Raw genomic sequence first — 25,127 nt, forward strand, 5'->3', positions numbered from 1 at the left:
CAGCCACAGCGCTGGGGAAATCGTCGTGAACACCGGTGTTTACCGGTGGTAGCGTGCCGTCATGAGATCGTTCGCCGGTCCGTCGGTAGCCGGACGCAGGGTCCTGATCACCGGGGCCGCTCGTGGGATCGGTGCCGCGCTCGCCCGCAGACTGGCCGCGCGCGGGGCCCACGTCGCCTTGCTCGGGCTGGAGCCGGAACTGCTGGCCGAAGTGGCCGCGGAATGCGGCGACGTGCCGTGGCGGTATTGCGATGTGGCCGATCGGGGGCAGGTCGAGCGGGTGGTCGAGGTACTGGTCGCCGAACTCGGCGGCCTCGATGTGCTGGTGGCCAACGCGGGAGTCGCCAAGCAGATGGCGATGATCGGCGGGGATCCGTCGGTGCTGGAGGAAACCCTCGCGGTGAACGTGCTCGGGGTCGCCTACACGGTGTCGGCGGCGGGTGCGCATCTTTCGCATCCGGGCGGGTATGTGCTGATGATGTCGTCTATCTCCACCGCCGTGCAGTTGCCGCTGGGCGGGGCCTACAGCGCCTCGGCGGCGGCGGTTGCCTCGCTCGGCGCCACGCTGCGCGCGGAACTCCGGTCGACCGGGGCCAAGGTTGGGGTCAGCTATTTCGCCGGGATCGACACCGACATGACGGCGCGTGGATTCGGCACGGCCGCCGCGCACACCGTGCTGGGGGAGACCAGCCTCACCGGGAGCTCACCCGTCGGTCCCGCTGTCGAAGCCCTGGAACGTGCCATCGCCCGACGACGCAAGACCGTGGTCTCGCCCTGGTGGGTAGCGTTGGTCCGCCCGTTCCGGCTGCTGGCCCAACTGGTCGTGCAGCGCGTGCAGGGCGATCGCCTGGCCCGCGCCATCGACATCGCCCGCACCGAGGACGTCCCCTTCACCACCGAACAGCCGGCCCGGCCCCGCAGAATGGAACGGCAATCATGAGCGATTCGACCCTGCGGCAACAACTTCCGCGTGGACGCCACCATCTGTCGCGCGAAGAAGTGATCGCCTCTCAGCGTGAGCGCATTCTCGTCGCGATGGGGGAGGCGATGACCGTGGGCGGCTATGTCGGCACGCCGGTGGCGGCCGTGCTCAAACGCGCCGGGGTTTCCCGGGAAACGTTCTACGAGCTGTTCCGGTCGAAGGAGGACTGCTTCAACGCGGCCTTCGACCGGGTGTCGAGCGCGCTGGCCGAGAAGCTCCGGACGGTGATCGCCGACTGCGCCGACACCGACGCGCTCACCAGAATGGACCGCATCCTCACCGCCTACTTCGACCACATGATCGACGACCCGGCCTCGGCCCGGCTGTTCCTGGTGGAGGTCTACGCGGTCGGCCCGTCGGCCATCGAGGCGCGGATGGACTTGCAACATCGATTCGTCGAGGTGGTCTCCACCATGCTCGGCGCCGAATCCGAGGACCAGCGGTTCGCCTGCGCGACCCTGGCCGCCGCGATCGGCGCCATGGTCACCGGCCGGATCGCCGCCGACGACCCGGAAAGTCTGCGCGGCATCAAGGATCAGCTGATCGCATTGGCCCGCCGTTCCGGAACGCTCTACGGCAACGCGTTCGCTTAGGTTCGGTGGCGGCTGAGCCCGGAAATCACCCGGCCCGCCGGGAACGACAGCCTGCCGACCTGCTGCACCCACCGCTGCCACGCCGTGATGCTCTCGGGCAACACGATCCCGGCCTGCCCGGCGCGTGCGGTGATATCGCGCAGCGAATCGGACAGCAGCCGCCACGCCTGCGCCTCGGTTGCCGTGAGCCTGGCGTCGGCGGCATTGGCCCAGTGCTCGGTCGACGATCGCGGGCAGAGCCCTTCGACGAATTCCGTCCACGTCGAGGTCGGCGCCGCAGTGTGCAGATGCGTGAGCAGCACCGGGCCCAACTGCGGGAACGCGACGAGGGCGCCGAGCAGGACGAGCGCGGGCAGGCGAGCTTCGTCGGAGCCCTCGTCGGATCGGAGCCGTTCGATCGCGGAGAACAAGCCGTAGCTGTTGGCCAGCCGTTTGACCGAGCGCGGAGTGTTGATCAGCGGGGGACCGAGGAGCCCGAGCAACGTGATCTCGTTGTCGCCCATCGTCATCGGCGCGATGGTCTCGGTGAGTTCGAGGCGGCCGAGGTCGGGAACGGTGGTGGTGCGTTGCGGTGCGGGCAGAGATTCCTGGCGACGGGTCGGCGACGGTGGCGGGGGAGCCGTTGTCGCGGTGGACTGTTCGACCGGCACGACCGTGCTCGGCGCCTCGGCCCGGCGGCCGACGAGGGTGTTCATCATCGAGAGATAGCCGCCCGTTGCGAGCGGCGGCAAGGTGAACACCACCTGGAAGATCTTCTCCAGGTACTGCGGGGGCGTCGACGACCAGTGACCGTCATCGTCGGGGTCGACGACCAAACCGTCGGATTCCGGTCCACCCATGAGCATTTCGCGGTAGTGCGTGGCGATCGAGCGCAGCATCCAGCGCGGGTCGACGGCGACGACAACGACGAACAGTTCGACCGCGAGCAGGAGGTGGATGGCCTCGAGCAGTTGCACCACCCGCTGCGGCGGACAGCGATCGAGGTCGTCGATGTAGAGGACGATGCGGTCGATCGACGGAAACTCGTCGCCTACCGAATCCTGTGCGTTCCGTGGTGATTCGGTGTCGTTCGCGAGCAACAGCCGCGACATCTTGTCGAAGTCCTCACGGATGCGCGTCATCACACCGAGGCTGCTCCGATAGCCGCCCTCGGCCGCACGGTCGGTGACCAGACCTGCCAATTGGCCTGCGGCGGTGAGGTTGTGCTTCTCGCGTCGCAAGGCATCGAGGTTGGCTCGGCTGACCGCCAGCGCGGTCGCGCGCTTACTCGCGATGCGTGCGCGTTCGACCTCGACGTTGCGCATGAGCTCCGCGACCGAGTCGGTGTAGCGCTTGCTCATGTGGTGCAACCGTTGCAGGAAGGCGATGGCGAGCACCACCGCCGCGGTGCTCGCGCCACGGGCCAGGTCGGAGAGGAAGAACAGGCCGACGACGCCGGCGATCACCAAGATCAAGGTCAGTGCCCAGCGGACGCGGTTGCCCTTACCGCACAATGCCGCGGTTTCGCGGGCGTTCTGCCACCACTTCTCGTCGGTGGCGGCGCCCGCCCGCTGGTCGAGGGCGTCGCGCTGCTGTATCGCCCGCTCCCACAGCGCGTTCGAGAAGGCGGCACGCAACGCCAGCAGTTCCATCCGCCATCGCGGCGTGGCGGACGGCTCGGCTTCCAGCTCGGCGATCCGCTCGGACTCGGCGGCGATCCGCTCATCGATGTGATGCGCGGCGACGAGGGCGGTCTCCAGCCGCGACATCTGACGCTGCGCTGTCGCGGGATCGATGCCTTCGGTGCGAGACAACTGCCCGAACATCTCGGTGACCAGGCTCGACCACAGATCGGTCTCGGCGTAGTGCCAGGCATTGAACCGCACCTGCCGCACATGGTGACACGCCCACTGCTGCTTCATGGCGTCGCGCACCCGGTCGTGCAGGAGTCCGAGGAAATGACTCTTGCCCTCACCCCACTCACCGAAGAGGCCGACAGCCAACGGCAGGCTGGTCGAGGCGGAGGTGAGCAGCTCGGCCAGCGCTGTGGCCTCGGTGGTGCGGTCGAGTTGGTCGACGGTGGTGGTGTTGTCGGTGCGATAGGCCGGCAGGCGCGGGTGTTCGAGCTCGGCCTCGAGTCGCCGGACGGTGACGGTGCCGGTGGCGGCGTCGCCGGTGGTGAGGGTGGGTTTGCCGTCGATCAGCTGCCAGATACCCCAATTGCCCTGGGGACGGGTCGCTGTCAGATCGACCACGAGTCGTCGATCGAAGAGTTGCAGCTGCACGACACCGCCGGCGTAGCCCGTCGCCAGCACGGGGAGACCATTGATTCTCGCCCACGATCCCCAGGTACTCGGCCCGGCCGAGGAAGCCGGGACCGCCATGTGGGAATCCGCGAACCTCGCGGGGTTCATCGGCGACGTCTCCGAGCGGGCGCCGACGGTGAAGTGGCTGATGCGGGTAATGACGGTCAAGCCGTCGTCGAAGCCGCACGCGAGCCAATAGCGAGGTTCCTCCGGCGAACTCGAGCCGTCGGCGGGGAACCTGTCATCGAACGTGGCCAACCAGCGGGCAGGGCCCAGGTGACCGCCCTGCGAGCTTGCCGCACCCGGTTGCCGCGCCGGGTGGTTGTCGAAAAGCGAGGTGCGCTGGAGCTGGTCGTACCCGACGGACAGGTATACCTCGACCTCTCCTCGGCCGGTGCCGACCACCAGCAGCCTGCCGTCTTCGGTCTCGGCGACCCAGGCACCGCAGGTGGCAGCGCTGCCGACCTCGACCCGCCCTACCGCTTCCCATGGGCCGGGGGCGTTCGGCTGAATTCGCCAGACGATGACGACGCCGTCGTCGTCCCCGGTGGCGAGCAGATCGGTGCCCGCGTTCCACGCCCCCCACCGCACCTCGGCGAGATGACCGCGCAGCAGTCGTTCGATGTATGGCGCGGTCGGATCGTCCGCACCGGAAGGGGGCCGCTTGACCGGCACCTGACGCACCACCACCGCGCCGTTGCCGTATCCGCAGGCCAGGGTCGGTCGCCCGGCGATCGTGGTCCACGCGCCCCATCGCGCCGGTCCACCCGGTTGGTCACTGAACACCCAGAGCGGGTCGAAGAACGAATCCGCGACATCCGCGGAGGTCCGCCGTACCGGCGGCGCCGCGAAGTCGCGCCACTCGGGTGCCGACCAGACGCGTACCTCGCCGTTGCCCATCCCGACCGCGAGCAACCACGCGCCGTCCACCTCGGTTTGCGTGCCCCACAGTGCCGGCCCGCTGCCGTCGGTCCGCAGGTATATCGACCGCCCGTCGGGTGCTGTCCGTGACTCGCTTCGGCTGATCGCGGTCGCGGTGGATCCGGACGACAGTCTGCCCGCCGGGATATCGGTAGCCCCGGACTGAAACCGCAAGGTCCCGTCGGCGCAGCCACAAACGAGCACCTGCCGACCTTCGATCGTCGCCCACAGGCCCCATTCGGTGGGTGACGCGGCCAGGCTGTCCGGGTCGTCGCTGCCGAAGTAGGTGGCCGACGGCGTCAGCCGTAGGTGGTCGAAAGCTGTCGCCGGTTCACCGGTTGTCGCTGAGCCCGCATCGCCTGCGGCCGCTGTCATCGGATAATTCAACCGCCGAATGCCGCGGCCCCGCAACAGATCCGCGCGTATCGAGGGGGGTGGACAGCAGCGGCGCGACACCGTGTCGGTGCCGCGCCGCTGCGAACCGGCGTGAACTCAGCGTGCGGTCTCGGCCAGCTCATCGCCGTGCACGGCGGGCTTCGCACGCGTGCGCCAGACGGCGACACCGAGGCCGAGCATCGCGGGTGCGATCAGGGCGAGCACGGCCGAACCCCAACCGCCCAGCTGGGGCGCGAACGCGTCGAGCACGGTTTTGCCCGCGAAGAACAGGAACAGCAGGCCCGAGGCGATGGCGATGCCGCGCTCGGGCAGGTGCTTGCCCGCGAACTTGCCGACCAGGATGGCCAGTCCGCCCGCGGCGACCATGCCGGCGACCGAGCCGATCCAGACGGCCAGCCAGTTGTTGTTGGAGGCGAGGGCGGCGGCGGCGAACATGGTGCGGTCGCCGAGTTCGGCGAGGGTGAAGGCGGAGATGACCACCAGGAAGGCGTTGCGGGCGCTCGGCGGCTCCGGGGCCTCGTCGGAGTCGCTGTCGCTGCTCAGCGCGTCGTGCAGGGTCCAGAGGCCGACTACCAGCAGGGTGAGCGCGGTGATGACGGCGATCGCGTTCGCGGGCAGGGCGGTGCCGAGGAAGTGGCCGACGCCCGCGGCGATGAGGTTCACGGCGACGCTGGCGACGCTGATGCCTGCCAGCACCACCCACCAGCGGTAACGCAGCGAGAAGGTCAGCGCCATGAGTTGGGATTTGTCGCCGAGTTCGGCGAGGAAGAGCACGCCGAAGCTCAGCAGGATCGTGGCGATCATGAAGTCAGCTCCCAGGAAAATACTCCGGCCTGTGGCTGAAAGACGGGTGCGCCTTCAGCCACACCGGTCGACGGATCGGTTCGTGGCCGAAGGTCTCGCCCACCGGTGGTCACCGGTTCACGCAGCCGGACCGCGCCGAATTCGGCGGCGATCAGTATGTCGACTGGGCGATTGCGGGCTACTCCCCTTCGCTGTTCACCACTCTAGTCTGGTTGCTCCCGGTATGCCAAGTCCTGGTAATCCAAATCTCAATGGGCACAATAAGTTTGGGTGTGCGGCGGTGATAGTTCGGTTTCCCTGATTTCAGTGGCACGCAGACCCGTTGCCGAACATTCGCCCGCCCGTCGCGGGCGAAAGAGTCAGGCCGCCAGCAGCATTGCGAGCACGGCGGTATCGGGATCGCTGATCAGATCCATCCCGACCCGGCTCACCAGCGAGGTGATCGTGCCGTCGAGTTCGGCCTCGGCCCATGCCGCGCGATGCTCCAAACCGAGGTGTGGCACGCCGGGCAGCAGCACGCAGCCCGAGGCCGCGCCCGCGCATTCGGGCAGCGACGGACGGGTCTCCGACGGTGGGTGCAGCATCAGCAGCGCCGGCGGGGTGTGCGCGGCGAACCGGCCGGGTTCGATCGCTTCGTCGCCGAGTACCGGCCCCTCGGCCATCACCAGGCCCACCGTGCCCGGTTCCGGGTCGTCGGGTAGCTCCTCGCGCACCCCGAACACTGTGCTGGTCACCAGCAACCCCGGCATCGACGCCACCCGCACGGCCAGCACCAGTACCTGTGCCCATTCCTTGGTGGTATCCGGCCACCGCCCCGACACCACGAACCCGCTCAATCGTCCCCGCGCCTGAAACGGCGTGATCCCGATCGGACCCTGTGTATTCATGATGGCCTCCCGACTAACGGGGGCGACTGTGCCCGTATGACAGGAATAACCCCAAACCCGTCTGGCACACAAGTACCAGTGAGTGCCAGAACGGGCAATCCACGCAAAAGACCTCCCAGTCGATGACCGGGAGGTCTTTCGCGCAACGCCTGATTTCGCAAGAACATGGGTAACTCGTCGGGCACGCCCAGAAGCCTGGGGCACACGACCGCGAGTCCGGTCAAGAACCCGTGGAGCTACCTACGACCGGCAAAATACGCGGAGAGGCGGATCAGCCGAAGATGAGGCCCTTGCCCTGGCCGACGGCCCGGGCGAAGCGGTCCTGCACGTCGGCCCAGTTGACGACGTTCCAGAACGCGGTCACGTAATCGGCCTTGACGTTCTTGTACTGCAGGTAGAACGCGTGCTCCCACATGTCCACCTGCAGCAGCGGGATGATGCCGGTGGGCACGTTGGCCTGCTGGTCGTACAGCTGGAAGGTCAGCAGCTTCTGGCCCAGGGTGTCGTAACCCAGGACGGCCCAGCCGGAGCCCTGCAGCCCGTTGGCGGCAGCGGTGAACTGCGCGCGGAACTTGTCGAACGAACCGAACTGGTCGGCGATGGCCGCGGCCAGGTCGCCGTCCGGCTGGTCGCCGCCGTTGGGGGAGAGGTTCTTCCACCAGACGGAGTGGTTGTAGTGGCCACCGAGGTGGAAGGCCAGGTTCTTCTCCAGCAGCAGGATGGCAGCCAGGTCGCCGGACTCACGGGCTTCCTCGAGCTGCTCGAGTGCCTTGTTCGCGCCTGCGACGTAGGCGGCGTGGTGCTTGGTGTAGTGGATCTCGTTGATCTCACCGGAGATGTGAGGCTCCAGTGCGCCGAAGTCGTAATCCAGTTCCGGCAGCGTGTAGACGGCCACGATGTCCCTTTCCGTGTGTCGGGCTGTGTGCGCCCAGTTCGGACGACAACACCAACCATCATTCGTACACCCGCTCGCTGCAACCCCGCACACGCGGTTCCGCATTCCCTTGCGATCACCGAGATGGAAACTTCGCGGGCCGCGAATACTACAGCGGCGGTGCGATGTCGGCTTTGGTGGTCCGGGCGTCCCCGGTGGCATGCGCGTCCCACCACCGACGACCACCCTCGATGAACTCGTTCATCGGAATCTCCAGGCCGGCGGTGTTCGTGACGACGATCTTGTCGAACCACACGCGGACGTCGAGTTCGCGCGGGTCGATGCCTTCTTCCTGGGAGAACTCGATGACGTGCGCGGCGATGCGCTGATCGAGCACCGTGTCGAAGCTGAGCAACTCGCTCCACAGCGTCCAGCCGCTGTCGTCGAGGTCGATGAACTCCCAGCCGTGCAACCCGCCGCCGCCGAAGCTCTCGATGGCCTCGTCGAGCTGGTCGAGGCTCAGGGGAAGCACACGGGCGTCGACATCGTCCCAGCGCTGGATGCGCAGGGAGGCCGCGACGCGGGTGACTCCGGTGAAGGTGAGCAGAACTTTCGTGTCGATCGGCGCGGGTCCATCCGTGGGTAGCGTCAGCACCTCCAGAGCGAGTTGCAGCCGGCCCGCCGCGGCATCCACTTCTACCCCTAGACACGTGGATTCGGACAAAGCGGTATTCAAGCCGTTGATGTCGAAACTGTCGAGTAGCCCCCTGCTCACGTTCATGCGCCCAGGCTACCGATCTGGCCGCCCAGATCCCAGGATTTAAGATTTTCTCTAGTGTTCTCGTTTTTATGGAACCGAATCGGTCCCGCTTGCGTCCAAGTAGATGTCGGGACAGAACACACTCCACGAATCCCGACGTCAGCGGCGAACGACCGCTCCGGGATGACATGGAGGGGAGTCCCGGATCGGTCGTTCCCGGCTGGTTCCACCCGGCTGTCGGCGTTGTCGGCAGCCGGTTCCCGTTGGCTGTGTGCTGACCGGTAGCTGAGGCCCGCGCAGCACCTCGTCGTCGCACAGGCTCGCCCGGCAACGCGCGCGGCATGGCAGGATCGAGGCGTGACGAGCTCCGATGTCCCCACCGTGCCGGTGGGTGCGGTACCCGCCGCGTTCGACGACGCGGACCCCGCGCCGGGTGCGCAGCTGCTCGACGTGCGCGAACCCGACGAATGGAACCTCGGGCACGCGCCGGGCGCGATCCACATCCCGATGGTCGACGTGCCCGCCCGCCTCGACGAGCTCGATATCGACGCCGAGCTCTACGTCGTGTGCCGACAGGGCGGCCGGTCCATCGAGGTCGTCCGGTATCTCGCCCACATCGGGTACGAAGCGGTCAACGTCGCGGGGGGCATGGTGGCCTGGCAGCAGACCGGCCGCCCGGTGGTCGCCGACGGCGACCACGAAGCCAAGATCTACTAGTCCGGAAGCGGGGTGCGCGGGTGAGTTCGGTGGTGCAACCATGTGCACGCTGTGGTGCGCGGTGGGCCGTGCAGGGCGCGCCGATGCACTGGTGCCCGCGCTGCCGAGGAGTACTGCTCTCGCCCGGCAAGGTCGACGCGCCCGCCACCCAGCGCAACTACCGCTGGGTCGCGCGCCGACCCGACCACCGCACCCGTAAGGCGGGCGCCACCACCACCGCCCCGCTCGGGCCGACTCCGCGCTACGCCCAGACCCCGCGCTGGGGGCTGCTCGACCCGCCGCCGTCCGCGACCCCCACGCCCGAACGTCCGCTGCGCGGCATCGCGGCCCACCGCGACCGGCTGCTGCTCGGCACCACGATCGTCTTCCTGCTCGCCGGGCTGGCCGAGTACGGCCGCTACCTGATCCTGTTGCAGAACCGCGCCCGGCTCATCCCCGGCTGGCTGCTGTCGATCTCCGACGCGACGGTGCTGGTGTTCGGCGTCATCGCGCCGATCTACGCGCTGGTGACCGCGGTGGCGCTGGTCGCTTGGCTGATCGAGGCGCGCACGATCGTGTTCACCGCCTACGGCAAGCGCGACCCACGCAAGCGCTGGTCGCTGATCGCGGGATGCCTTGTGCCGGGCGTCAATCTGATCTGGCCGGGCGTGTTCCTCACCGAACTCCTCGGTGCCGACCCCGATCCGCGTTCGTGGCGGGCCGTGCGGATCTGGTGGGCCGCTTGGGTGTTCAGCGGGCTGCTGTTGATCGCGGCGACGCTGTGGCGCGATGCGTCGACCCTGCAGGCCGAGGCCGACGGGGTCTCGTTCACCGGTTTCACCAACCTGTGTGCTGCCGGGTTCGCGATGCTCACGCTGTGGATGGTGCGCACGCTGGAAGGTCGCGACCTGCGCGGCGACATCAGGTCCGCGCATCGCTGGGTGATGGCGGCCGACCCCGCGCAGGTCGTCATCGCGCCCGTCGAGCCGGGCGCTGTCGCGGCGCGCGACGACGCCGGGCACGATGAGGCCGAACGCGCGGATGTTGTCCGGGCAGGCGAGAATACGCAGGAGGAGGTCGTGGCCAAGTGAGCCAGAACAATCGCCCACCCTTCGTGGTGGCGCATCGTGGCGCGTCGGCGGCACGACCCGAGCACACTCTCGCCGCGTACGAGCTAGCCCTGCAGGAGGGGGCCGACGGTGTGGAATGCGACGTCCGGCTCACCCGCGACGGCCACCTGGTCTGCGTGCACGACCGCACCGTCGACCGCACCGCCGACGCCACCGGCCTGGTCAGCGAACTGACGCTGGACGAGCTGCGCGACATGAACTTCGGCACCGACGACGCGCCGCAGGGTGTGCTCGCGCTCAGCGATCTGATCGGACTCGTCCTCGACTGGCGTACCCGCCCGACGAAACTGTTCATCGAGACCAAACACCCGGTGCGCTACGGCGCCCTGGTGGAGAACAAGGTGCTCGCCGAACTGCAGCGCTTCGGCATCGCCACCCCCGCCTCGGCCGATCATTCCCGCGCGGTGGTGATGTCGTTCGCGGCGACCGCGGTCTGGCGGATCCGCCGCGCCGCCCCGCTGCTGCCGACGGTGCTGCTCGGCGAATCGTCGCGGTTTCTCGGCGGCGGCGCGGCCACCACGGTCGGCGCTACCGCGGTGGGGCCGTCGGTGAAAACGCTGCGTGAGCATCCCGAACTCGTCGACAAGGCCGCCGCGGCGGGGCGGGCCACCTACTGCTGGACCGTCGACGATCCCGAGGACGTGACGTTGTGCGCCGACCTGGGCGTCAGCTGGGTCGCGACCAATCACCCCGGTCGTACCAAGGCGCTACTCGCCGGAGTCTGATCGGACGCGCCCTGGGCAGGGGGCGCGGTAAGCGAACTTGCCGCCCGGCCATAAACTCCACGCGTGGGTAAAAGCAAGCGGAACAGTCCGAAGCCCGACAGTAATCGGGCTCAGCGTCTCGCGCAGCGGCGTGCGGCGCAGGAGCAGGCATCCGCGGCCGTGACACGGCCGTTCGAGGGTCTTGCCGCCGAATGTGATCTGGTGGCGCTGCGGGAGTTCGTGCCGTCGGCGACCGCGACCTTGAAGCTCGCGCCGGGAGTGGCCGCGCAGCGTGAGGTCACCCTGGCGACGGTGCTGCCCGGCGCGGTGGCCGCGCTCGTGCGGGCAGGCGACGAGCCGGTCGGCTTCGTCGGCACGCAGATGCAGTTCCGTGGCGAGGACCCGTCGGCCGACATCGCGGCGGCGATCCTGTGGACCCAGTCGGCCGAGCCCGGTGAGTCGCTGAACTCCGCCGAGGCTGCCGACGGTGGTCCGCGCCTGGCCGATGTCATCGATCCCGGCGCCGATCTCGAGCTCACCGTGCACCAGGACTTCGACTGGTGGGTGCCCGAGGGCGTCACCCCGGATCCGCAGGTGGCGGCGACGATCGAGCAGGCCAAGCAGGCCATCATGCCGTCGGCGCGGCTGGATCTCGGCCCGGATTCCGTCGGAGCGGCCTGGTGGGTCGACGCGGGCGAGAAGGCGCATGTGCGCTGGGTGCGTCCCGAAGACGAGGACGCGCTGATGCTGGCGCTGGCTCGCGTGCACGCCACCGGTGGTCTGCACCTGGGTGAGGGTTCGCGCTTCGCCGGTTCGTTCCGCACACACGGTCTGCTGGTGCCGGTGTTCGATCTCGATCCCGAGCGGCACCCGGCTGAATGGGAGGCCCCGGCACGTGAATTCGGTGCTCGCCTGGCCGAGGCGCTCGCCTCCGACGCGCCGATGACCAGCGAAGAGCGTCGTTCGCGCGATGGTTTGCGGTCGCGTCAGGTCACCCTGCGCTGAACTTAATGAAACATGCCTCTTTCACAGATTTGGTCGGCTAGGTTCACGACTGAACCGGACAATCGGTGACAAGGAAAGTAAGAGGCATCGTGGAATTTCTCGGATCTATCGCCGGTCTCGCCCAGATCTTGATCGGCACCGTGCTGGCCAACACCGGCTCGGGCGGCTCCGGCTCCGGCTGGTAAAGCGCTCGCGAAGGATTCGGCTCGCTGCCCGCGAGCCGAATCCTTGTCGCGTTCGAGCTAGACGCTGCCGCCGGCCACCGACGGTGCGCCGGACGCGTCCTTCGGGGTGCTGAGCTCACGCCACATGAACGCCTCCAGATCGAACAGGTTCGACCCGGCGCGATCGGCGATATTGAGCAGCGTGGTCATGTGCGCCACTTCCTCGACCTGTTCCTTCAGGAACCACTGCATGAACTGCTCGCCGAGGTAATCGCCCTCTTCACGGGCGGTGCTCGCCAGCTGCACGATCTGGTCGGTGACCGTCTTCTCCTGGGCCAGCGCCAGTTCGATCGGCTCACGCGCGGACTCGAACTTCGACTTCGCCGCGTCGATGCCCGAGATCTCCACGGCGATGTCGCGGTCGACGAAGTACTGCACGATCATCATCGCGTGATTGCGTTCTTCCACCGACTGTGCGTAGAAACGCTTCGCCAGCTGCGGCAGGTCGTTGTTGTCGAACCACACAGCGATCGCGATGTACTGGTGCTCGGCATTGAACTCATGCCGGATCTGGTCTTGGAGCAGAGTGTGGAACTTGCTTCGCGGGGTTTCCGGATGAATCGACATGGCGGCAACATTAATGCTGGTCATAGGGGGTTGTCATCCAAGTGCAGCCTTATTGAGGACAGTATTCCCTAACCAAGTATTTCCTAATAAGCGCCGATGTGCAGCCATTCCTGGGCTGCGCACGGCCGGCGCGCAGGCGCGGCTATGCCTTACTCGCGCCTGCCATTCGGGGCGCCGTGGTGTCGACGCGCACCGCGCCGCGCAGTTCACGGCGGATGAATTCCTCGACGTCGAACAGGTTGTCCTGTCGGTCGAGCACAGTGAGCAGCGTGGTCATTCCGGCGACATCGTCGACTTGCTCCCCCAGGAACCACTGCATGAATTGTTCGCCGAGGAAATCATTGGTGTCACGCGCGGCCGCTGTGAGCGCGCTGATCTGCGCGGTGGTGACCCGTTCACGGTCGAGCAGAAAGGCGATCGCGGCGCGCGGGGAATCGAATTCCGACCGCACTTCACCGAGCCCGCCGATGCTGACCGGCACGTCGCGGTCGAGGAGGTACTGCACCATGCGCATCGCGTGCCCGTGGTTGGCCGTCGAACGCGCGTAGGTTTGCCCGGCCAGCTCGGGTAAATCCTGCGCGTCGAAATAGACGGCGGCGGCCAGATACTGATGAGCCGCGGTCAGACCGGCACTGACCTGGTCGCGCAGGAGTTCGGTGAACGACAGGTACTCGGGCATACCTCGACGTTACCGCGTCAGCAGCTCCTCCGGAATCTGCTGATCGGTGGCGAGCGCTTCGAAGAACCCGGAGGCCTTCGACTTGTCCCAGAGCAACACGTTGCCCACGTCGGTGTCGTCGAATCCGCCGATCGGGACGCTGGTGGTGACGGTGTCGCCGCGCATCGCCCAGCCCAGTGCCGCCAGGTTCCAGATGTGGTCCCCGTCGTCGACCTTGAGCGACCCCGAGACCCCGGTTGCCATGGGCCACAAGGCGAACGGATTGGCGAGAGTGCCCATGCCCGTTGCCTTCTTCAACAGCGCCGCCATGAACATCCGCTGGCGGTTCATCCGATCGACATCGGCGGTCGGGGTCGCGCGGGTGCGCACGAATCCGAGGGCCTGCGGGCCGGACAGTTTCTGACAACCCGCGGCCAGGTCGAGCCCGGCCAGCGGGTCGACGATCGGCTCGTCCAGGCACATCTCGATCCCGCCGATCGCGTCCACCACGCTCGCGAAACCACCGAAACCGATCTGCGCGTAGTGGTCGATGCGCACTCCCGTGGCTTCCTCCACAGTCTGGACCAGCAGCGGAGCGCCGCCGAGTGCGAATGACGCGTTCAGCTTGTCCTTGCCGTGGCCGGGGATGTTCACGTAGGAGTCGCGCGGGAGGCTCACCATCGTGGTCGCGCCGGAGGACGGGATGTGCACCATCATGATCGTGTCGGTGCGTTCGGGTCCGGTGTCGCCGCCGGTCGCGAGTTCCTGTTCCTGCTCGGTCGAGAGGTCACCGCGGCCGTCGGAGCCGACGAGCAGCCAGTTGGTGCCCGGCGTATTGCTCACGCGGTCGCTGTAGGAGGGCAGCGCGGTGATGCGGGTCAGCGAGTTGTCCAGGTGTACGACCGCGGCGATGAGGCCGGCGATCAGCAACACGACAATCAGTGTGAACCACCGGAACGGATGCCGTTTGCGCCTGCGCCGCGGGGGCTGCGGCTGCCTGCCCCCAACGACCGGCGGTGGGTTGCGGCGGGGCGGCAGCGCGTCGTGATGGGGGACCGGCCGCTGGGTCGGCGCGTGTCTGACCTGCTCACGACGCGGCGGTGGTGGTGGTTGACGCGGCTTCTCGCGCTCGTACGGCATCTGCGAGTAGGCCAGCGGCTGGTCGCCGGAGTTGCCGCGGTGCAGCACCTGGGTGGGTTCTACGTGCGAGGCGCCGCGCCGGGGGGCCGGGTTGTAGCGCACCGTCGGCCCGTCCTCGGGATTCGGGCGGCGATCGTTGCCGGGCGGGCGGCCGTAGCGCGGATCCGGCGGCATCGCGCGGCCGGGCGGCGGCACAGGACGACCTGGTGGGGGCACCGCGGGGCGGCCGGACGCCGGCGGCACCCGGCGTCTACGGGGGTCCTCGCGGGGATCGTCGCCGTTCATCACCGTCAAACTCTACTGATCGTGGAGAGCGCGAGTCGGTTCTGCGCGCTCGGTTACTACTGGGATACCCCGTCGGCGGGCCACTGTTAGCGCGAAACGCGGTGATGTGGTGAAACTCGCCGCGACACGCCGACCGCATCAGTGCACCTGCACGTGGCCGGTGCGTCTCACGGCAGCCAGCCGACCCGTCCGCGCAGCACGTTGTAGCCGAGATAGGCGACAGCGTCGATCGTCGCGTGGGCCAGGATCAGCGGCCACAGGCGGTTGGTGCGCTGCCAGTAGCGGCCGAAGATCAGGCCCATCACGATATTGCCGAGGCCGCCGCCGATCCCCTGGTACAGGTGATAGCTGCCGCGCAGCAGCGCCGAGGCGGCCAGCGACGAGTTCTCCGACCACCCGAGCCTGCGCAGCCGGGTGATCAGATAACCCACTACCAGTACTTCCTCGGCCACGGAATTCGCACAGGCCGACAGGACCAGCACCGGCAGCCGCCACCAGTGCTCCGACAGCGAACTCGGCACGATGGTGACGCTCATCCCCATCGCGTGCGCGATCAGATACAGCGCGAGTCCCGGCACCCCGATCACCGCGGCCAGCGCCAGGCCCGCCACGACATCGCCGCGCCGGATCCGCGCCAGCCCGATCAATTTCGGCCCGATCCCGCTGCGCCACAACAGATACAGTCCCAGCGCGGCCCACGCCAACAGCCGGGTCACCCCGACGAGCTGGAACAGCAGATCGAGGAACGAGTTGTTCGACCGCGACGCGTTCAATGCCACCGTGCGCCCGCCGACCCCGCCCGGCGACAACGCCGAATCGAGCAGGGACAGACCGGCACTGATCCCACTCAACCCGAAGGTCACGAGCAGAACGATCGCGATCTCGACTCGCAGCCCGAACCTGTCCCGCTCGCTCAGCGGGGCCTGGGGAGGATCGACACGCATGCGCGCAGTGTAAGCAGCGAACGCGCCGCAGCAGGTTCCCGCCGAGCCCGGCAACCCGAAGTGAGACGCACCCCCCACCGAGAGCCCAACGCAGAACCCCCAGACAGCCTGCGCCGGGTGATCCTGATGGTCTCTACCAAAGCAGAGCCCCCAGACAGCCTGGGCGGGTGATCCTGATGGTCTCTACCAAAGCAGAACCCTCAGACAGCCTGGGCCGGGTGATCCTGATGTGTCTCTACCCAAAGGGGCCCGCCCCGATCTGGACTGACCGGAGGGTGCGACGAAGGAGTACCCGGAGGGAGGGAAGATCGGGGCCTCCAGGGCCCCGCTCGAGCGCGCCAGCGCTCCAATAACCCAGCTCAAATGCGGCGCAGACCGTTCAGAAAAGGGCAGCCGGCCAGCACCCGCACTGCGCGGCTCAGCGATTCGATGTCGTCGGCCGGGGTGGGGAAGGGCAGCCGGACATCGTGGTCGCCGTCGTTGCTCTCGACCCGGAGCGTGAGCCCGTAGCGGTCGATGGCCAGCGGATGCACCAGCCCGCCCCGCAGCCGAGTCGGCAGGTGGCGGGCCAGCTGGGCGACCACGTCGGCGTGATCCTCGGACATGTGTTGCAGCCAGGCGCTTTCCAGCTCGCAGAACGGGTCGGCCGTGGCGGCGCGCAGGTCGGCGTGGTCGACGGATTCGGCGCCTGCGGTGTCGGCCAGTACCGCCGAGTTCACCACGATCCGCAGCAGCGTGACGCCGTGCCCGACATCGAGCAGACCCGGATGCGGGTACTCCTTGGCGATTTCGACGGCGAGCGCGCGCTGCGCCTGCTCCGGTACCTGGCGCACCCAACCGCGCAACCACACCAGCGCCCGCACCGGCTCGCGCAGCGGCAGCGGCGCGTGATCGGTGAGTTCGAGGACCGCAGAGGTCTCGTTGGCCGTGGCGGCCAGCGCGGCCGCGAGTGAGGACCCGGGCACCGCGATCACCGCGTCGCCGCAACGGCGCAAGTGATGCAGCGTGGTGGGGACCGGGTCGATACCGGGGAGCGCGAGCACCGCAGTCTCGGCATGAGCGCACGCACTTCGCACCCGCTCGGCGGTGGTCGGCGCGAGGATCGTGGTGGGGCTCGACATGACAACCTCCGCGAACGTTTGATTAGGTAAACCTAAGCTAAGTTACAAACGTCCGACGCGCAAGAGGACACCCCGATGAATCGAGCCGATACGGTGGACGGATGACGCACGACGACCACGGCGACGACCATTCCGCCCCCGCCGAACCCGTCCTGCTGAACCTGTCGGCCCCCGCCCGCCGCAGCCTCGTGGCCGACCTGGTCCGCCCCGACGGCAGTTCCCCCGCCCCCGTGGACGTCGACATCCCCGACCCCGACCTCACCGCCTTCCTGGCCGGCATCGCCCACGCCGACCACGGCTTCGTCGCCCGCACCACCAGCGGCCCCCGCGCCCTGGCCGTCGTCGCGGGCACCGTGGCCGCCCTCTGCGGCGAAGACATCCCCACCGCCCTCACCACCCCCGACCTCCCCTTTCTCAAGTCACTGAAACCCGCCGCCATCGAGGCAACCCGCACCGTCCTCCTGTCCATCGAAACCCCCAACGAACAGGCCATCACCGAGGCCTTGCGCGTCCTGAACTGACCCACCCCACACAGGGCACCCCGATGCGACTGGCCCTGCCCGCGACCGCCCGGGTCGGGTAGCCCGTTGCGGCTGGCCCTGCCCGCGACCGCCCGGGCCGGGTAGCCCGTGGATGTCTCTACCCAAAGGGGCCCGCCCCGATCTGGACTGACCGGAGGGTGCGACGAAGGAGTACCCGGAGGGAGGGAAGATCGGGGCCTCCAGGGCCCCGCTCGAGCGCGCCAGCGCTCCAAAAACACAGCCCCCAACTAACCCGGACCCGGTAAACCCCGATGCGCCCTTACCGACCCCACCCGGCCGACCGCCACGCGGTAGCTGTGCACGATATCCCCGATCTTCGAGTCCGAAACCCAGCCGACGCCAGCCGCTAAAGTTGCAGTGTGCCGTCTATTGCGTATTTCGGGCCGTCCGGGACCTTCACCGAGATGGCTCTGGCGAAGTTCGAGAACTCGGGGGCCTTCGACGGGCCGGTCGAGCGGATTGCCGCGCCCAGTCAAGGGGCGGCGCTCGACCTGATCCGGACCGGCGAGGTCGACGGTGCGGTGGTGCCGATCGAGAGTTCGGTCGAGGGCTCGATCCCGGCGACCCTGGATTCCCTCGCCATCGGACCGCGCTTGCAGATCATGGCCGAAACCGAGCTCGAGGTCACCTTCACGATCCTGGCGCGCCCCGGCACCTCGCTGGCCGATGTGCGCACACTCGCCGCCTATCCCGTGGCAGCCGCGCAGGTCAGGGAGTGGGTGGCCCGGAACATGCCGGAGGCGCGCCCGTTCACCTCGGCGTCCAACGCGGCAGCCGCCGAAGACGTGGCCGCGGGCACCGCGGACGCCGCGATCTCGACCGCGCTGGCAGGCGAACGACTCGGCCTGCGGACCCTGGCCGCGGGGGTGGCCGACCACGACCAGGCCATCACCCGCTTCGTGCTGGTCACCCAGCCGGGCATCGCCCCCGCGGCCACCGGCGCCGACCGGACCTCCGTCGTCCTCGAACTGCCCAACGAGCCCGGTTCGCTGATGCGTGCGTTCGCCGAATTCGCCACGCGTGGGGTCGATCTCACGCGCATCGAATCGCGCCCGACCCGCACCGGCATGGGCACCTACCGGTTCTATCTCGACTGTGTCGGACACCTCGACGACCCGGCGGTAGCGGAGACTCTGAAGGCCCTGCACCGCACGACCCAGGTCCGCTTCCTCGGATCATGGCCCGCGACAGCGGCAGTCGGCACACCTCCGCCGTCGGACGAACCGGCCGCAGAATGGTTGACGCAATTGCGAAAGGGGGTCGCGGACCTATGACTACCCGCGCGAAACTGATTCTGGTGCGCCACGGCGAGACCGAGGGCAATGTCGCCAAGATTCTCGACACCGCCGTGCCCGGCCTGCCGCTGACCGAACGTGGTGTGGCGCAAGCGAAAGCGTTCGGCGCGGGCCTGGAGCGCGCGCCCCAGGTACTGGTGTCGTCGGACGCGTTACGCGCCCGGCAGACCGCGAGTCACATCGAAGAAGCCACCGGCACACCGGCTTACGTCCTCGACGGCCTGTACGAGGTGCAGGTGGGCGATCTGCACGGCCGCTCCGACCGGGAAGCGCACGAACTCTTCCAGCAGATCTATCGCGGCTGGCACCTCGGCGAACTCGACGTGCGAGCCCCCGGCGGCGAATCCGGCCACGAAGTGCTGGCCCGCATCCTGCCCGTTCTCGACGGCCTGCGCGAGGAATTCCTGACCGCCGACGCCGACGCCGACGTGGTGGTGGTGAACCACGGCGCCGCGATGCGCCTGGTCGGCAAGGCGCTGGCCGGGGTGGCGCCGCCGTTCACAACGAACAACCACCTCGACAACACCGAGACCATCGAACTGCTCCCCACCGAGGACGGTGGCTGGGAATGCCTACGCTGGGGCAGATTCACCCCGCCGTTCACCATCAAAGCCGACCCTTCCGCCGACGACCCCATGGGTTAAACGCTCCGGCTGCGCCTACGGTTTACGGCTAAGTTGTGGGGGCGTTTGGTGGGCGGTTGCGGTGGGGCGGGGTGGGCTTACGCCGGGTTAGCGGCTGCCGCGGTAGGGAATTCGGTGCGGACCGGGAGGGACTCGATGAGGTCGGCTACCGCGGTGCGGAGGCGGGCGTTGGTGCCGCTGGCGATGGACGACCATTTCACGCCGTCGTCGGCGACGCTGGCGGTGATGATGAATCTGCCTGCGCGCGTGTTGAAGACGGCGATGTGGTTGTCCTGGACATCGCGGGTGCCGTCGCCGTAGGCCACGCCGACGATCTCGGCGTAGGAGTGGATCTCCACCAGCGCCGAGGCCAGTGCCTGCGCGTCGGTGGCCGGATTGCCCACCTCGGCCAGGCGTTTCGTGGTGGCGGCCGCGTCGCCGGTGTCGCCGAAGATCGGCGCCAATTGTTCGGTGGGGGCGTTCATCCCGTACAGCTCGAGCGCTTCGACCGGTCCGAGCGCCTGCAGCACCGCGCCGGGCAGATCGAGCCCGGCGTCGTCGATGACGTAGGACTGCGGCCCGCGCAGGGCAACGACCGCGCGGTCGTCGCCCTGCGCCAGACAGAATCGGTTGACCTGGCCTGCCACCACCCACCGCAGCGCGATGATCCACTGCGGCCGGTAGAGCACCCGCAGCCGTTCGGCGAGCTCGGGTGCCACCGCCTGGCCGAACAGCAGCTCGCGTTCGGCCAGGGCGGTCTGTGCCACGTTCATGGCGGCGTCGTGCGCGGTGACGTTGTCATAGCGGCCCATGGCGTCGAGCACCACGGGCATCTCGTCGAATTCCAGTTTCTCCAGGAGGAACTGCATGTCGTCGAGCGAGAGCACGACGGCGCCGAGCAGCGAACCTCCGCTGCCCGTGCCGAGAACCGTCACTTGGCCGTTCCGGCGAGGTCGGCGCCGATCACACCTTCGGCCGCGTAGCGGCCGTCGGTGAATTCGTCGGAGCGCACGTAGTCGACGCCATCGTGCTCGTCGTCTTCCTCGCCCTTCTGCCGGTTGCCCATCAGCGGGTTGGTGCCGCTGTTGGCGTTGCGCACGGGTGCGCTCTCGACCCGGTTGACGACCGATTCCGAGACCGGCGCGCTCGCTGCCGCGTTCGAGGCGGGCGCACCCCAGCCCTCGGGCAGCTTCAGCGACCCCGCGCTGACGCCACCGAGACCGGCCGAGGTGGTGGCCATGCCGCCCACCGCGGCACCGGCGGCGCCGACACCCGCCATGACAGGCGCGGCGGCGGTGCCCGCGGGCACGGTGGCCGTGGCCGCCGAGATCGCGGAAGCGCCGATGTTGCCGACCGTGCTGACGCCGCCGGTGAGCACGCCACCCGCGGTGTTGGCCGCCTGGGTGGCCGCGCTGACCACACCGGGGTTGGAGACGAAGGCCTGCGCCGCGGCGACCGCGGTCTGCAGCGGATCGCCGCCGCCGAAGTCGCCCTGCGAGGCGGAACCCGCACCGCTGGCGATGGCGGGCGGCATGGTGAACTCGCTGGGGACGGCGACGGTGGCCGAGGTAGCGGCCTCGTAGGTCTCCATCACCAGCGCGGCGCGGATGTCCATGGCATTGCGCGCGACTTCGGCGACCTCGAAGGCGCCGGAGACGACACCGGGCGGGTTGGCCGAAGCGGCCACCGCGCTGTTGGTGGCGACGATCTCGGGCAGGCTCGGCATCGCGATCGAGGCGACGGTGTAGGCGGTGGCGTTGGCCGCGCACTTGGCACTGATCGCCGCGGACGCGATGCCCTGCTGGCTGGCCCAGCCCGCGAACGGCGCAAGACGGGCGAGCACGGCGATGCCGTTGACACCCTGGAGGCCGACACCGACTTCGGCGATCACGCGCGTGATGGTGAAGGCGGCGTCGCCCCACGCGGCGGCCAGCGTGCCCCACGAGGTGGCGGCGGCGCTGATCGGGATCGCGTGTGCGCCCGCGTTGAGGGTGGTGGAGTTCACTTCGGCCATACGAGGCAGCCAGAACACCCCGGTGATCCCTGCGGTCATGCTTGTTTCTCCCCTGAGTAAATGATCGTCGACAGGATCTCGGTGCGACTACACCTGGACGGCGTTGATCGTCGCCGCGCGAGCCACGTCTTCCCCGATGTGAGTGGTCAGCTGCGAGCGCAGGGTCGCGGCCGCGTGATGCAGCTCGAGGATCGCCTGGGCGACCGAACCGTCGTGCTTGCCCGCCGCGGTGTTGAAGTGGGTCGCCGCGAGCAGCGACACCTCTTCGGCGCCGGAAGGCAGCACGTGCGTGGTCGGCCCGGCGAGCCCGGCCGCGATGGCGAGGCGCTCGGCGAGCAGATCCAGCTCCGCGGATGCGGCGAGGACGATTTCAGGTGCAACGAGAACGTGTCCAACCATGACCCGACTCCTTCTGGTGGCGGCTATCGGGAACCACGAGAATTCCCCCTACGAGTACTAGGACGCGAGAGCGGTTCATTCGGTTCCATCGATTCCCCACCCAGTTTCGCTAACCCCATCCCAGCTCATGCAACCGGTCGTCGTCAATCCCGAAATGGTGTGCTATTTCATGGATCACGGTGATCGCGACTTCTTCGACCACCTCGTCGTCGCTGTTGCAGATGTCGAGAATAGCCTCACGATAGATCGTGATCGTATCCGGCAACGATCCGGCGTAGTAGCTGTCGCGCTCGGTGAGGGCGATGCCGTGGTACAGCCCGAGCAGCGACGGTTCCTCGTCGTTTCGGGGCTCTACCAGCACCACAACATTGTCTATGGCACTGGACAGCTCCGCCGGGATCTGGTCGAGGGCATCACTGACCAGCTCCTCGAAACGCCGCTCCGGCATCCGCTCGGACAACGTCACCTCGGCTGGGGCTGCGGCGGCAGTGGCGCGGCGCCCGGCAGCGGCGCCGGGGTGGAACGTCCGGTGTTGGGCGGGGGCACCGGGGCCTGTCCGTCGATCAGGATCTCGCCGCGGGCCGAGCCGACGATGGGCGCGAAACCCTCACGGTCGGCGCCTTTTCCGAGCCAGCAGTCCAATTTGTGGCTGCCCGCGAGCCAGCTGGCGGGCTCCAGATAGTCGAAGAACAGGGTGAGTGTCTTGTTGCGGATGGCATCGGGGCTGCCGAGGTAGTCGCCCGAGAGCCGGTTGCACTCGGCCTCGACGAACTTGTCCTGATCGGCTTCCGACGGCGGTCCGCCGGTGAAGGCGGTGGCCAGGTCGACGGTGCCGACGATCTCCACCGAGTGCGGCTGGGCGCAGTCGACCGGGTCGGTGGGCAGGTTCTGATTGATGCCGAGGCAGGTGCCGGTGGCATGGGTCTTGGACTGATCACTCTCGGCGAGAGTGCCGGTGGTGGCCGGGCTCGTGGCGGTGGCCGCGACCTGGACACCGCAGCGCAGAGTCCGGTCGCCGTGCTGCCAACCGGCCGGGCTCGGCGACATCACATTCACCATGAACTTGCCGCGCGGGTCGAACCGGCCGCCCAGGTATTTCTGGACAGCGGTCACGCAGTGCTCGTCGCGCAGCTCGGTCATGCGCAGCGAATCGGGGTGACGGGTGCCGTCGGCGAACTCACGCCCCGGATAGGCGCTGAGGTCGATGACACCCGCCACCTCGAACAGGTGCTTGTCGCCGCAGCCCACCTTCACGAGGTCGCTGCGGTCGGGTTTGGACCAGGTCAGGCAGTCGCCCTGCGCGGCGCTGCTGAACTCTTTGTCACGCACCACCGGTTCGGCGCCGGGTTGGTGCGCTTCCACCTTGTCGGTGTCGAAGCCTGTCACGGCCATGGTGACCATGGCCGCGACGATCGCCCCGAGGGCGCCTATCAGCAGCCCCCAACGCAGTTTCGTCGCGGACAGGTGCAGGGCGCCGCCGCGACTGGGCGCGGCGGGTCCCTCGGCTGGGTTGCTCTGCTTCTTCGACATCGTCGACGAGTGTATTTGTCGCGGCGGACTGCCGGGTCAGCCCCGCAGAGCTGACACGAAGATGCCCGGTATGCGGCGCAGTTTGCCGTCGCCGTAGAAGTCGGTCAGTTTGCGTCCGGTGGAGGTGCCGGTCTTGTTCGAGACGAACCACGGCGGCTTCGGGGTCAGGGCGAATTCACCGCGCAGAATCGAGCGCGGAGCGGGGCGGAAGGGACCGCGGACCACGGTGCGTTCCACATCGTCGAGGAGGAAGGCGTTGTGTACGACGCCGATGCCGCTCTGAATGTCGTCGATGGTGTGGCCGGGGTAGGCGCCCCAGCTGGCGCGCGGCGTCAGGAACGCGAGACCGGTCCAAGCGTTGAGGGCGACGGTGCCGTAGCGCAGGTCCTCGATCGCGGTGTCGAGTTTCGCGCCGAGCTCGGTGATGGTCGCGGGGTCGGCGATGATGTTGGCGCCGAGCGTGCCCATCAGCTCCTCATTGGCGAAGTCGACCGCGTTGCCGAGGAATTCGGCCCCGGCGCCGGGGAGCTCGACCACGCCGAGCACCGGCGAGAAGTACTCGGTGCGCAGCAGCGGAGTGTCGCCGGCGGGCAGGTTCTCGACCAGGAGGCGGCCGTTGGCGCGGGCGGCGTCGGGGTAGCTCGCCAGCGCGCCCGCCACGCGGTTGTCGCTGCCCGGGTAGTAGGCGGTGCGCGCGGGAGCGTTGTCGATCGCGGCGCGCAGTTCGGTGAGGAACTGCTCCTTGAGCGGCCAGTCCGCGGCGAGCACCACCGTCTGCGCGGCGACACAGTTGTAGCCGCCGTTGTGCAGGCGCTGGGTGGCCACGTGCTCGGCCTGGAACTTCAGATCGGCGGCCGACCACTCACCGGGCACCACGATGCACGGCGCGACACCGCCGAGCTCGCTGGTGATCGGCTTGTCCAGAATGGGCTCGCCGGTCTTGTCCGCGCCCTGACCCCAGACGATCGCGTCGTGGGTCGGCGCGCCGCCGGTCATGTGCACGTGCGCGACCAGCGGATGGTTCACCAGGTAGCCGCCCTCGGGGGCCCCGCCGGTGAGGATGCGTACCACGCCGAGCTCGATGAACGGCGCGAAGATCGCCTGGAACACCGGCAGCAGCGGATCGGTGATCGGGTTGAGCTTGAGCGCGACGACCCGGTTGTTGGCGTAGAGCTCGTAGAGGGTGTCCAGCGGCGCGATCGACATGATGTTGCCCGCGCCGAGCACCGCGCCCACACCGTTGGTCTTCGCGGGGTCGCGCTGGGCCAGGCCGGCCTTGCGGCGCGCGGTCGCGGCATCGACGCCGGGCTTCAGCCACACGTCGGCGCTGAATCCGCTCAGCAGCAGCTTGTCGTAGACGCCGTGCGGCAGCGCGGGCACCGCCACCCGGCCGCCGGGGGCGGTGGTGAGGTCGACACCGTCGAGCGGGCTCGCGCCCTTCTCGAGCGCCGCCATCGACTCGCTCAGCGCCTGCGCGCCCGCGAGCATCGTCATCGGGCCCGACATCCACTCCTCCCCGAGCAGCGGGCTGTCGGCGTCGAGTTTCTTGATGGTGCGGGCGGCCGCGACCCACGCCTCGGCGTCGCGGGCGGTGAGCGCGTGCAGTTCGTCGAGCAGTTCGCGGCGGCGACGCAGGTCGGTCGCGGCCCAGGTCTTTTCCCCTTGGGTGAGATCGGCGAGCGCGGTATCGATGACGGCGGTGTCGAAAGAGGTACTCACACCGCAACTATGCCCCTGTGCTGCCCGAT

25 protein-coding genes are annotated in these 25,127 nt (G+C 68.4%); 9 read left to right on the forward strand and 16 right to left on the reverse strand.

All coding sequences use genetic code 11. The annotated features are described in order from the left end of the window. The first annotated feature begins 61 nt into the window (after positions 1-61). A complete protein-coding gene (locus ACWGCN_RS02350) occupies positions 62-940 on the forward strand; it encodes an SDR family NAD(P)-dependent oxidoreductase (RefSeq protein ID WP_378637828.1) in 879 nt (292 codons plus the stop codon). Beyond that, positions 937-1,575, forward strand: a complete 639-nt coding sequence (locus ACWGCN_RS02355; RefSeq protein WP_387446003.1) for a TetR/AcrR family transcriptional regulator — start codon at positions 937-939, stop codon at positions 1,573-1,575. Before ACWGCN_RS02350 ends, ACWGCN_RS02355 begins: the two co-directional genes overlap by 4 nt. Here ACWGCN_RS02355 and ACWGCN_RS02360 read toward each other — a convergent pair. The 5 genes from ACWGCN_RS02360 to ACWGCN_RS02380 form a co-directional block, all read right to left on the reverse strand. Next, a complete protein-coding gene (locus tag ACWGCN_RS02360) occupies positions 1,572-5,156 on the reverse strand; it encodes a P-loop NTPase fold protein (RefSeq protein ID WP_452458776.1) in 3,585 nt (1,194 codons plus the stop codon). The two genes, ACWGCN_RS02355 and ACWGCN_RS02360, sit on opposite strands and share 4 nt — an antisense overlap. Positions 5,157-5,273: 117 nt before the next feature. Then, positions 5,274-5,981 carry a TMEM165/GDT1 family protein gene (locus ACWGCN_RS02365; protein ID WP_452460412.1) on the reverse strand — a complete coding sequence of 236 codons (708 nt, stop codon included), beginning with the start codon at positions 5,979-5,981 and terminating at the stop codon, positions 5,274-5,276. A gap of 359 nt (positions 5,982-6,340) precedes the next feature. Continuing rightward, positions 6,341-6,868: a peptidase gene (locus ACWGCN_RS02370; RefSeq protein WP_378989431.1), complete on the reverse strand. Its 528-nt coding sequence runs from the start codon at positions 6,866-6,868 to the stop codon at positions 6,341-6,343. Positions 6,869-7,139: 271 nt separating this feature from the next. Next, positions 7,140-7,763, reverse strand: coding sequence for a superoxide dismutase (locus ACWGCN_RS02375; protein WP_194825332.1), 624 nt, complete (start codon positions 7,761-7,763; stop codon positions 7,140-7,142). Between the two features lie 148 nt (positions 7,764-7,911). Next, positions 7,912-8,523, reverse strand: coding sequence for a hypothetical protein (locus ACWGCN_RS02380; protein WP_378989432.1), 612 nt, complete (start codon positions 8,521-8,523; stop codon positions 7,912-7,914). Between the two features lie 336 nt (positions 8,524-8,859). Here ACWGCN_RS02380 and ACWGCN_RS02385 point away from each other — a divergent pair, with 336 nt between their 5' ends. The 4 genes from ACWGCN_RS02385 to ACWGCN_RS02400 all read left to right on the forward strand — a co-directional run bounded on the left by ACWGCN_RS02385 (position 8,860) and on the right by ACWGCN_RS02400 (position 12,037). Continuing rightward, positions 8,860-9,219 carry a rhodanese-like domain-containing protein gene (locus ACWGCN_RS02385; protein WP_378989433.1) on the forward strand — a complete coding sequence of 120 codons (360 nt, stop codon included), beginning with the start codon at positions 8,860-8,862 and terminating at the stop codon, positions 9,217-9,219. Between the two features lie 20 nt (positions 9,220-9,239). Beyond that, entirely contained in the window at positions 9,240-10,289 is a 1,050-nt protein-coding gene (locus ACWGCN_RS02390; protein ID WP_449966837.1) for a DUF4328 domain-containing protein, read from the forward strand. Beyond that, entirely contained in the window at positions 10,286-11,053 is a 768-nt protein-coding gene (locus tag ACWGCN_RS02395; RefSeq protein WP_378989435.1) for a glycerophosphodiester phosphodiesterase, read from the forward strand. The genes ACWGCN_RS02390 and ACWGCN_RS02395 overlap by 4 nt, the downstream gene beginning before the upstream one ends. Positions 11,054-11,116: 63 nt before the next feature. Further along, positions 11,117-12,037 carry a DUF5926 family protein gene (locus tag ACWGCN_RS02400; protein WP_378637844.1) on the forward strand — a complete coding sequence of 307 codons (921 nt, stop codon included), beginning with the start codon at positions 11,117-11,119 and terminating at the stop codon, positions 12,035-12,037. Between the two features lie 242 nt (positions 12,038-12,279). On the opposite strand, the gene ACWGCN_RS02405 is transcribed toward ACWGCN_RS02400, so the two are convergent. From ACWGCN_RS02405 to ACWGCN_RS02425, 5 genes are all read right to left on the reverse strand, one after another. Further along, positions 12,280-12,828, reverse strand: coding sequence for a ferritin (locus ACWGCN_RS02405; protein ID WP_378989436.1), 549 nt, complete (start codon positions 12,826-12,828; stop codon positions 12,280-12,282). A gap of 142 nt (positions 12,829-12,970) precedes the next feature. Then, on the reverse strand, positions 12,971-13,507 hold the full coding sequence (locus ACWGCN_RS02410) for a ferritin (protein WP_387445999.1): 537 nt from the start codon (positions 13,505-13,507) through the stop codon (positions 12,971-12,973). Between the two features lie 9 nt (positions 13,508-13,516). Then, a complete protein-coding gene (locus ACWGCN_RS02415) occupies positions 13,517-14,911 on the reverse strand; it encodes an LCP family protein (protein ID WP_452460474.1) in 1,395 nt (464 codons plus the stop codon). A gap of 167 nt (positions 14,912-15,078) precedes the next feature. After that, on the reverse strand, positions 15,079-15,855 hold the full coding sequence (locus ACWGCN_RS02420; RefSeq protein ID WP_378989438.1) for a CPBP family intramembrane glutamic endopeptidase: 777 nt from the start codon (positions 15,853-15,855) through the stop codon (positions 15,079-15,081). A gap of 359 nt (positions 15,856-16,214) precedes the next feature. Further along, complete coding sequence (locus ACWGCN_RS02425; RefSeq protein WP_266294944.1) at positions 16,215-16,976, reverse strand: DUF2470 domain-containing protein; 762 nt, start codon at positions 16,974-16,976, stop codon at positions 16,215-16,217. Positions 16,977-17,077: 101 nt separating this feature from the next. On the opposite strand from ACWGCN_RS02425, the gene ACWGCN_RS02430 reads away from it, so the two are divergent. The 3 genes from ACWGCN_RS02430 to ACWGCN_RS02440 all read left to right on the forward strand — a co-directional run bounded on the left by ACWGCN_RS02430 (position 17,078) and on the right by ACWGCN_RS02440 (position 19,457). Beyond that, positions 17,078-17,497 (forward strand): hypothetical protein, encoded by a 420-nt coding sequence (locus ACWGCN_RS02430; RefSeq protein WP_449966845.1) that lies wholly within the window; start codon positions 17,078-17,080, stop codon positions 17,495-17,497. Between the two features lie 380 nt (positions 17,498-17,877). Continuing rightward, a complete protein-coding gene (gene pheA / locus ACWGCN_RS02435; protein WP_387445997.1) occupies positions 17,878-18,792 on the forward strand; it encodes a prephenate dehydratase in 915 nt (304 codons plus the stop codon). Continuing rightward, complete coding sequence (locus ACWGCN_RS02440; protein WP_379313866.1) at positions 18,789-19,457, forward strand: histidine phosphatase family protein; 669 nt, start codon at positions 18,789-18,791, stop codon at positions 19,455-19,457. Before pheA ends, ACWGCN_RS02440 begins: the two co-directional genes overlap by 4 nt. A gap of 77 nt (positions 19,458-19,534) precedes the next feature. Here the strand turns inward: ACWGCN_RS02440 and ACWGCN_RS02445 are convergent, their stop codons facing one another. The 6 genes from ACWGCN_RS02445 to ACWGCN_RS02470 all read right to left on the reverse strand — a co-directional run bounded on the left by ACWGCN_RS02445 (position 19,535) and on the right by ACWGCN_RS02470 (position 25,098). Continuing rightward, positions 19,535-20,371 (reverse strand): ESX secretion-associated protein EspG, encoded by an 837-nt coding sequence (locus ACWGCN_RS02445; RefSeq protein WP_379313865.1) that lies wholly within the window; start codon positions 20,369-20,371, stop codon positions 19,535-19,537. Then, positions 20,368-21,489 (reverse strand): PPE family protein, encoded by a 1,122-nt coding sequence (locus tag ACWGCN_RS02450; RefSeq protein ID WP_387445996.1) that lies wholly within the window; start codon positions 21,487-21,489, stop codon positions 20,368-20,370. The genes ACWGCN_RS02445 and ACWGCN_RS02450 overlap by 4 nt, the downstream gene beginning before the upstream one ends. A 48-nt stretch (positions 21,490-21,537) precedes the next feature. After that, positions 21,538-21,849 carry a PE family protein gene (locus ACWGCN_RS02455; RefSeq protein WP_378637867.1) on the reverse strand — a complete coding sequence of 104 codons (312 nt, stop codon included), beginning with the start codon at positions 21,847-21,849 and terminating at the stop codon, positions 21,538-21,540. 109 nt (positions 21,850-21,958) lie between these two features. Beyond that, positions 21,959-22,297 carry a metallopeptidase family protein gene (locus ACWGCN_RS02460; RefSeq protein WP_378661368.1) on the reverse strand — a complete coding sequence of 113 codons (339 nt, stop codon included), beginning with the start codon at positions 22,295-22,297 and terminating at the stop codon, positions 21,959-21,961. 14 nt (positions 22,298-22,311) lie between these two features. After that, the gene (locus ACWGCN_RS02465; RefSeq protein WP_387445995.1) at positions 22,312-23,379 is read right to left on the reverse strand and encodes a septum formation family protein; all 1,068 of its coding nucleotides are present in this window, start codon (positions 23,377-23,379) and stop codon (positions 22,312-22,314) included. A 36-nt stretch (positions 23,380-23,415) separates the two neighbouring features. Continuing rightward, positions 23,416-25,098 carry an aldehyde dehydrogenase family protein gene (locus ACWGCN_RS02470; protein ID WP_378989446.1) on the reverse strand — a complete coding sequence of 561 codons (1,683 nt, stop codon included), beginning with the start codon at positions 25,096-25,098 and terminating at the stop codon, positions 23,416-23,418. Between the last annotated feature and the right edge of the window lie 29 nt (positions 25,099-25,127).

Source organism: Nocardia sp. NPDC055050, assembly GCF_053608345.1.